This window comes from Streptomyces sp. NRRL B-24572 (assembly GCF_002156145.1).
GTDB lineage: Bacteria > Actinomycetota > Actinomycetes > Streptomycetales > Streptomycetaceae > Streptomyces > Streptomyces vietnamensis.
Genome location: NZ_MWIG01000499.1, coordinates 938 through 8,919, shown reverse-complemented (window position 1 = coordinate 8,919; position 7,982 = coordinate 938). Strand labels below are relative to the sequence as shown.

Below are 7,982 nucleotides of genomic sequence, written 5' to 3'. Positions count from 1 at the left end.
GACGAGGGTCGTCTTGCCCGAGCCCGCGAGGCCGCGCAGCAGGACCTTGTCGTGCCGGGCGAGGGCGAGGTCGGCGCGGACGGCCTGTTCCCGCTGGTGCGGGGCGAAGGGGCCCGCCTCGTCCGGCAGGGGCGCTTCGCCCGTGGCCTCCAGGGACAGATAGGCGAGGTCCAGCGGCCACCGGTCCGGGGAGTGGTGCAGGTCGATGCCGTAGATCGTGAGGCGGCCGTGCTTCTTGGCGAGGTGCTCCAGGTACCGGCGTTCGAAGTCCGCGTCCCGTCCGTCCGCCCGTGGCGTGCGGCGGATGACCTCGTCCATCTTCGCGATGAGCTCGCCCTGCGCCCGGGTCTGTTCCACCAGGCTGCGGGCCACGAACGTGGAGCGCTGGGTGAAGAACTCCAGGATGTGGAGGCAGGCCCATTCGGTCAGCGACTCCAGGTAGAGGCCCGAGTCGGTCGAGAGGCCGTCCGGGGCCGGGGCCGCCGCCCGCAGGCGGCGGGCGAGGTCGCGGTGGCCGAGGCGGACGGCCTGGACGTCGTCCATGTCGAGGTCGCCGAGGGCGAGGAGGGTCCGGGCGAGGGCGTCGGTGACCGCCTCGGTCTCGTCGGCGGGGAAGGGGCGCTCGCCGTCCCCGCCCCGGGACCGCTCGACGAGCGTCCCGGCGAGCTTTCGGACGTCCTTTTCCGTGAGCGTGCGCTTCTCGCCGCGGAAGGAGACCAGGGAGGAGAGCCGGACCTTGTCCGATCGGCCCGTGAGGCCCGCGCCCGAACCGTCGCTGACCAGCAGTTTCCTCAGCAGCGGTCCGATCGCGGCCGAGGCGAGGCGCGTGCCGATGAGTGCCGGTTCCATGTGTGGTCCCCCCGTGGATTCCCTGGATTCCCGAAGCGGTCAGCGTAGTGCGGGACGGCGTTCCGGGCGGCTCGGTTGCGTGACCCAGGTCCCATTCGGGGCGGGGCGCTGGTGACAAGGCGCACAGGCGTTTTGAGGGGTACTAACGGGGATAGTGGAGACCTTTGTGTCAATTGGGGACATTCGGGTGCGAACCTTCGGGGCTTTGGCCCCGAAGGGTTCCGAACCGGGCGTCGGGCGGCGTTTCAGGCGGTTTCGGTCCCTCGTGACGTGCGCGTAAACCGATTCGCTTGTGTCGTTATGTCCGATTTCGCGACCCCTCCCCAGGTTCGTCAAGGGGTCAACTTCCCCGAAGATCGCTACGACGCAATGTCGTAGATGGGGCGTTTTGGGATGCGCTGGGGGTCGGGTTACCAAGGATGAGCAAGCCCGACGCAGCGACCGTCCGCGTCGGGTCCCGTACTTCCCGGAGGTCTTCCCCCGTATGTCGAAGCGCGTCATGAACCCCGCCGCCCGTATCACCGCCGTTGCTCTCGCCACCGCGGGTCTGGGAGCGACGCTGGTGGCCGGAGCAGGGTCCGCCTTCGCCGCCGAGGGCAAGGTCGCCGCCGCCCCGGCCGCTCTGACCGCGTCCGCCGCCGTCGCCGCCCAGGCCGACGCCCAGGCCCACCTCGCCGCCCAGGTGAAGGCCGCCGTCGCCAAGGCCGCCGCCGTGAAGGCCACCCCCGTGAAGGCCGTCAAGAAGGCGACCCCCGCCTGGGTCAAGCCGGTCACCTCGTACGCCCTCAGCGCCAGCTTCAACCAGGGCGGCGCCATGTGGGCCCACAAGCACTCCGGCCAGGACTTCGCCGTCCCGGTCGGCACCCCGGTCAAGGCCGCGGCCGCCGGCACCGTCGTGAAGGCCGGCCCGAACGGCGGCGGCGACGGCCCCGCGTACGGCAACGCGATCGTGATCAAGCACGCCAACGGCACGTACTCCCAGTACGCCCACCTGTCGCGGATCCAGGTCAACATCGGCCAGTCGGTCGGCGCCGGCCAGCAGATCGCCCTCTCGGGCAACACCGGCAACTCCTCCGGCCCGCACCTGCACTTCGAGATCCGCACGACCCCGAACTACGGCTCCGCCATCAACCCGATGGCCTTCCTGCGGGCCCACGGCGTCGGCGTCTGACGCGACTACCGGCCCTTCTGGGCCTGATCGATGAGATCGAGGGCGACCTCGAGGACGGCTTCCTGCTTCTCCTCGGGGTCGCCCTCGATGTTCTCCATGAAGAAGGTCCCGGCGTGCAGCGCGAAGACCGCGCTCACGGCGCGGACCTTGTCCTTCACCGGGGCGTCGGGTTCCTGGACGAACTTGTTGAGCGCGAGGAAGCGCTCCTTGAAGGTGAGCCCGATGCTCAGGTCGCGCACGGTCGCCTGGTTCTCGTGCATGAAGCGGAACAGCGGGGCCGCGGCGAGCAGCGCCTTCTGGTAGCGGCGCAGGATCTCCTGCTTCACCTCCAGGGTGCGCGGCTGCTCGCCCGCCCACTCGATGAGGTCGTCGAGCGGGCGCGTCAGGTCCTGGAAGATCCCGATGATGATGTCTTCCTTGGTCTTGAAGTGGTAGTAGAGCGCCGCCTTCGTGACGTCCAGACGTTCCGCGATCTCCCGCAGCGAGGTCTTCTCGTACCCCTGCTCGGCGAAGAGTTCGAGAGCCACGTCCTGGATGCGCTGGCGGGTGTTGCCTCGGGCCATGACGGGTCTCCGCTTTCCAGAAAACTTACTTGACGCCCGGCTAGTTACCGGCCTACCGTCCTCAGTGTAGTAACTAGCCGGGCGGCAAGTAAGGGATGGACATGGCGACGAAACAGAACGTTCAAGCGGTAGAGGGGAAGGCTGCGGACCCGCAGCCGCGCAGCGTACGCGTCGTCCTTCTCGCCCTCATGATCGCGATGCTCCTCGCGATGCTCGACAACATGATCATCGGCACCGCGATGCCGACGATCGTCGGCGAGCTCGGCGGTCTGGAGCACCTCTCCTGGGTCGTCACCGCCTACACCCTGGCCACCGCCGCCTCCACCCCCATCTGGGGCAAGCTCGGCGACATGTTCGGCCGCAAGGGCGTCTTCCTCACCTCGATCGTGATCTTCCTGATCGGCTCGGCGCTCAGCGGCATGGCCCAGGACATGGGCCAGCTCATCGGCTTCCGCACGATCCAGGGCCTCGGCGCCGGCGGCCTCATGGTCGGCGTCATGGCGCTCATCGGCGACCTGATCCCGCCCCGCGAGCGCGGCAAGTACCAGGGCATGATGGCCGGCGTGATGGCCCTCGCCATGATCGGCGGCCCCCTCGTCGGCGGCACCATCACCGACCACTGGGGCTGGCGCTGGTCCTTCTACATCAACCTGCCGCTCGGCATCGTCGCCCTCGCCATGATCACCACCGTCCTGCACCTGCCGAAGAAGCAGCGCGCCACGGGCACCCGGATCGACTTCCTCGGCGCCGGACTGCTGACCGTCGGCATCACCGCGATCGTCCTCGTCACCACCTGGGGCGGCACGGAGTACGCCTGGGGCTCGGCCACCATCGTCGGCCTGATCATCGGCGGCGTCGCCGCGCTCGCCGCGTTCCTCTTCGTGGAGACCCGGGCGAGCGACCCGATCATGCCGCTGCACATCTTCCGCAGCCGCAACTTCACCCTGATGTCCCTGATCGGCTTCATCACCGGCTTCGTGATGTTCGGCGCGGTCCTCTACCTGCCGATCTTCCAGCAGTCCGTCCAGGGCGCCTCGGCCACCAACTCCGGCCTGCTGCTCCTGCCGATGCTGCTGTCGATGATGGTCGTCTCGCTGCTCGTCGGCCGCTTCACCACCAGCACCGGCAAGTACAAGGTCTTCCCGATCGTGGGCGGCGCGCTCATGGTGGTCGGCCTGTTCCTGCTCTCCACGATGGACACCGGCACCTCGCGCCTCGTCTCCGGCGTCTGGATGGCCGTCCTCGGTGCCGGCATGGGCTTCCTCATGCAGATCACCATGCTGGTCGCCCAGAACAGCGTGGAGATGAAGGACATGGGCGTCGCCTCCTCCTCCACCACCCTCTTCCGGACGCTCGGCTCCTCCTTCGGCGTCGCGATCATGGGCGCGCTGTTCACCAGCCGCGTCCAGGACGAGATGGCGTCCCGCGGCGGGGGCGGGCTGACGGAGCGGACCGCCCAGCTCGACGCGGCGAGCCTCGCCAAGCTGCCGGCCGCGCTCCGCGAGGCCTACCAGCACGCGGTCGCCTCCGGCACGCACGGCGCCTTCGTGGTCGCCTCGGCCGTCGCCGTCCTCAGCTTCGTCCTCGCCTTCTTCGTCAAGGAGGTGGCGCTCCGCGGCGCCGGGCCGGCCGCGGCCCCGAAGGCGGAGGCCGGCGACGACGCGCCCAAGGTCGCCGAGACGGTCTGATCACCCGTACGTCTCCCGTACGAAGAGACCTCCCGTACGGGAAGGGGGCCGGTCCTGGAAAGGACCGGCCCCCTCTCTCATGCGCTCACTCCGCCAGCCTCAGCACCGGGAAGCTCCCCGTGTTCGTCGGCGCGTGGTCCGGCAGCCACAGCACCGCGATGGCGCCGCCCACCCCGTCCGGGGACCCCTCCGCGGCCACGTTCCGGAAGGTCAGCCGGGCACCGAGGACCCGCGCCTGGCCCGCAGCGATCGTCAGGCCCAGGCCGTGGCCCTGGCCCGCCCGGTCGCTCGTGCCCGTACGGAACCGGCTCGGGCCCTCCTTGAGGAGCGCCTCCGGGAAGCCGGGACCGTGGTCGCGGACGCGGACCACCCGGCCCTCGACGGTGACCTCGACCGGCGGCTTGCCGTGCTTGGCCGCGTTGGCGAGGAGATTGCCCAGGACGCGCTCCAGGCGGCGCGGGTCGGTGTTCACCCAGTCCTCGTGCACCACCCGGACGACGACCTCCGGGTCCAGGGCCCGCACCCGCCGCTCCACGAACTCGCCGAGCGCGATCTCCTGGAGCTCGGCCCGCTCCGAGGCGCTGTCGAGCCGGGCCACCTCGAGGACGTCCTCGACCAGCGTCCGCATGGCCTGCGCCCGGTCCCGTACGAGCTCGGTCGGACGCCCCGGCGGCAGCAGCTCGGCCGCCGTGAGCAGCCCGGTGACGGGGGTGCGCAGCTCGTGCGCGATGTCGGCGGTGACCCGCCGCTCGGCCTCGATCCGCTCGTTCAGGGCGTCGGTCAGCGCGTCCACCGCCCACGCCAGGTCGTCGGTCTCGTCCCGTACGACTCCGCCGACGGCGTCCCGCACCCGTACGTCCGTGTTGCCCTGGGCCACCCGGCCGGCCGCGACGGCGGCCTTCCGCAGCCGCCGCGAGAGCTGCCCGCCGATGAGCACGCCGAGCGCGCAGCCGCCGAAGACCACCGACACCGAGCCGATGACGAGCGCCCGGTCCAGATCGTTCATGATCGTCGCGCTGCGGTCGGCGAAGGGGATGTGCAGCGAGAGCACGTCGCCGTTGGCGAGCGGCACGGCCGCCCACACGTCCGGCGGGCCGCCGTGCCGGTGCTCCTGCACGTACGTCCCGCGCCGCCTGTCCCGCATCAGCTGGTCGAGCTGATCCGGCAGCGCCGGGTCGTTGATCTTCGTGCCGAAGCGGGGCTCCTTCGGCTTCGACGTCTCGTACATCCGCTGGGCGAAGAGCAGTCGCTCCATCTGCACCTCGCGCGCGTTGTCGAGCATCGAGATGCGGGCGGCGTTGTGCACGACGACGCTCAGGGTGACCGCGATGAGCGCGCCGACCGCCGCGATGGCGACGGCGATCTTCCAGCGGACCCCGGTACGGAGGGGAAGGAACTTCACCGGCTCACTGACCTAGCTCTTGAGCTTGTAGCCGAAGCCGCGCACGGTCTCGATCCGGTCCTGGCCGATCTTGGCCCGCAGCCGCTGCACATGGACGTCCACGACCCGGGTGTCACCGCCCCAGCCGTAGTCCCAGACCCGCTCCAGGAGCTTGTCCCGCGACAGCACGGTGCCCGGCGCCGACGAGAACTCCAGGAGCAGCCGCATCTCGGTCGGGGTCAGCGCCACCGGCGCCCCGCCCCTGCGGACCTCCATGCCCTCGGTGTCGACCTCCAGGTCGCCTTCGCCGAAGACGAGGAGCCCGCCGCCGTCCGCCGGCTCGTCGTGCTCGCCGGCGCCGGCCCCGCCCGCGTGCCCGAAGCGGCGCAGCACGGCCCGGATGCGGGCCATCAGGACGGAGCCGTCGAAGGGCTTGGTGACGTAGTCGTCGGCCCCGGCCTCCAGGCCGAGCACCACGTCGATCGAGTCGGCGCGCGCCGAGAGCATGATCACGGGCACCGTCGACTCGTCGCGGATGCGACGGCAGAGGCTGACCCCGTCCATCCCCGGCAGCATCACGTCGAGGAGGGCGATGTCCGGCCGCTGCGCCCGGAAGGCGTCCAGGCCCGAGAGCCCGTCGGGCATGGCGGTCACCCGGAAGCCGTCCCGCTCCAGGGCGAGCTGGGTGGCCTCACGGATGACGTCGTCGTCCTCGACGAACAGGACATGGGTCTCGGCCATCGTGCGTGCCCTTCGGTGTTCGTGTGCTGCGGTCTTTCGTGTGCCGCGGTCCGCGGCCCGGGGCTCAGTTGGCGGGCGGCTCGCTCGGCGCGGGCTCCGTGCCGTCGCCGACGGCCCGGCTGTAGTCGTTGTGCACCCAGTCGTGCTGGGTGAACCTGTTCCCCGACCAGCGGTAGGTGATCACGTCCTCGCCCGAGGGGTACGCGACCGGGTCCCCCTTCGCGTACACCTGCTTGGTGACGACGAGATCGCCCCGGTCGATCGTGGCGTAGACCGCCGCGTCCTCGGTCATGAACACGTTCTCGTACCGGTCGTTCTGCCTGCGGTACACGTACGTGCCGATGCCGACGGCGTCACCGCAGGTCATCACGTTGACGACGACGTCCGGGGCGGCGGAGTTCGTGAGATTCCCGTAGGAGGCGTCCACCGGGTACGCGTCCGCGACGCACGGCTTCAGATCCCCCTTGAACCGCTCGCCGATCTTGGGATCGGCCTTCAGGAGCGCGATCGGATCCACCCGCTCGGCCGACTGCGGGCCGGCACTGGCGGAGACGGAGGGGGTGGGCGCCGTGGCGGCGATCTCGTCGGTGCGGGCCGCGCCCTCGTCGCGCGAGCCGGTGCCGCCGGTGGAGCAGGCGGCCAGGGAAAGCCCGACGGCGACGAGTCCGGCCGTCGCCGTGACGCTCGCCGCCCTGACCGTACGCCGAGGGCGGCGGCGTCCGGTCTCGTACCGGTCGTCGCCGCCGCTCACACCCTGGTGGTCTTCGTGTGGTCTGCCGTCGGGTTCGCCGTCTAGGCCGCGCACCGCTCCCGCCCCCCTTCGTCACCTCGTACCGTCGCCCGCTCCCCGGTCCGCCCCAAGGCACGGGCGTCGAGGTCACGGCTCTCCAGTTCCTGGCGGAGCCGGGCGAGCGCGCGGTGGAGCGTGGACTTCACCGTACCCGTCGACATGCCGAGCGCCGCCGCCGTCTCCTCGGTGCTCATCTGCTCCCAGTGGCGCAGCACGACGACGCTGCGCTGCTTGGGCGCGAGGACCTTCAGGACGTCCATGAGGAGCGCGCGGTCGGCGTGCTGCTCGGTCGGGTCGTCGACGCTCCCGTCGGGCAGCTGCTCGGTCGGCACCTCTTCGAGCTTGCGGGAGCGCCACCACTCGGTCCGGGTGTTGATCATGACCCGGCGGAGGTAGGCGTCGGCGAGGGACTTGTCGGCGATGCCGTCCCAGCGGCCGTACGTACGGGCGAGGGCCGTCTGGAGGAGGTCCTGGGCGTCGACGGGGTCGGCGACGAGACGACGGGCGCTGCGCAGCAGCGCGTCCTGCCGCGTGCGTACGTACTCCTCGAAGTCGAGCACCTCGCCGCCGTGCCTCATCCGAACCGCCTCCGATCCCCGTGACCTGCTTCGTTCCTCGTGTCGTCGATGACGCTACGGAGCGGTTGTCACGGGGCTGTGCGGGGCAGCCGTCGGTCGGCGCACGGCTACCCATCGGTTGTGTAACAGCGAGATCTTGGATCCGACGGCATGGATCCAATGCCCTGGATCCGGGGTCCAGCGTCCGGGGTCCAGAGTCCGGGATCCAATGTCCCGGATCC

Annotated in this window: 7 protein-coding genes and 1 pseudogene; 2 read left to right on the top strand and 6 right to left on the bottom strand. The window is 70.6% G+C overall.

Going from position 1 to position 7,982, the window contains the following annotated elements:
• Window positions 1–849: pseudogene (locus CCN56_RS27760) on the bottom strand (ATP-binding protein); the annotation flags it as partial.
• A 484-nt stretch (window positions 850–1,333) separates the two neighbouring features.
• Here CCN56_RS27760 and CCN56_RS27755 point away from each other — a divergent pair.
• Window positions 1,334–2,020, top strand: a complete 687-nt coding sequence (locus tag CCN56_RS27755) for a M23 family metallopeptidase (RefSeq protein WP_086830671.1) — start codon at window positions 1,334–1,336, stop codon at window positions 2,018–2,020.
• Between the two features lie 5 nt (window positions 2,021–2,025).
• Here CCN56_RS27755 and CCN56_RS27750 read toward each other — a convergent pair whose 3' ends face one another.
• Entirely contained in the window at window positions 2,026–2,583 is a 558-nt protein-coding gene (locus CCN56_RS27750; RefSeq protein ID WP_086830669.1) for a TetR/AcrR family transcriptional regulator, read from the bottom strand.
• 95 nt (window positions 2,584–2,678) lie between these two features.
• Between CCN56_RS27750 and CCN56_RS27745 the strand changes: the two genes are divergently transcribed.
• Window positions 2,679–4,271: an MDR family MFS transporter gene (locus CCN56_RS27745; protein ID WP_373412907.1), complete on the top strand. Its 1,593-nt coding sequence runs from the start codon at window positions 2,679–2,681 to the stop codon at window positions 4,269–4,271.
• An 85-nt stretch (window positions 4,272–4,356) separates the two neighbouring features.
• Here the strand turns inward: CCN56_RS27745 and cseC are convergent, their stop codons facing one another.
• The 4 genes from cseC to CCN56_RS27725 form a co-directional block, all read right to left on the bottom strand.
• Entirely contained in the window at window positions 4,357–5,673 is a 1,317-nt protein-coding gene (gene cseC, locus CCN56_RS27740; protein WP_086830667.1) for a two-component system sensor histidine kinase CseC, read from the bottom strand.
• 12 nt (window positions 5,674–5,685) lie between these two features.
• Window positions 5,686–6,393, bottom strand: coding sequence for a two-component system response regulator CseB (cseB, locus tag CCN56_RS27735; RefSeq protein ID WP_086830666.1), 708 nt, complete (start codon window positions 6,391–6,393; stop codon window positions 5,686–5,688).
• Window positions 6,394–6,457: 64 nt separating this feature from the next.
• Window positions 6,458–7,198: a hypothetical protein gene (locus CCN56_RS27730; RefSeq protein WP_179200002.1), complete on the bottom strand. Its 741-nt coding sequence runs from the start codon at window positions 7,196–7,198 to the stop codon at window positions 6,458–6,460.
• On the bottom strand, window positions 7,186–7,761 hold the full coding sequence (locus CCN56_RS27725) for a SigE family RNA polymerase sigma factor (protein WP_041129820.1): 576 nt from the start codon (window positions 7,759–7,761) through the stop codon (window positions 7,186–7,188). Before CCN56_RS27725 ends, CCN56_RS27730 begins: the two co-directional genes overlap by 13 nt.
• Between the last annotated feature and the right edge of the window lie 221 nt (window positions 7,762–7,982).

Bases quoted from the DNA above. Each gene is read 5' to 3' on its own strand.
- CCN56_RS27755 (WP_086830671.1), top strand. From the start codon at position 1,334: ATGTCGAAGCGCGTCATGAACCCCGCCGCCCGTATCACCGCCGTTGCT.
- CCN56_RS27750 (WP_086830669.1), bottom strand. From the start codon at position 2,583: ATGGCCCGAGGCAACACCCGCCAGCGCATCCAGGACGTGGCTCTCGAA.
- CCN56_RS27745 (WP_373412907.1), top strand. From the start codon at position 2,679: ATGGACATGGCGACGAAACAGAACGTTCAAGCGGTAGAGGGGAAGGCT.
- cseB (WP_086830666.1), bottom strand. From the start codon at position 6,393: ATGGCCGAGACCCATGTCCTGTTCGTCGAGGACGACGACGTCATCCGT.
- CCN56_RS27725 (WP_041129820.1), bottom strand. From the start codon at position 7,761: ATGAGGCACGGCGGCGAGGTGCTCGACTTCGAGGAGTACGTACGCACG.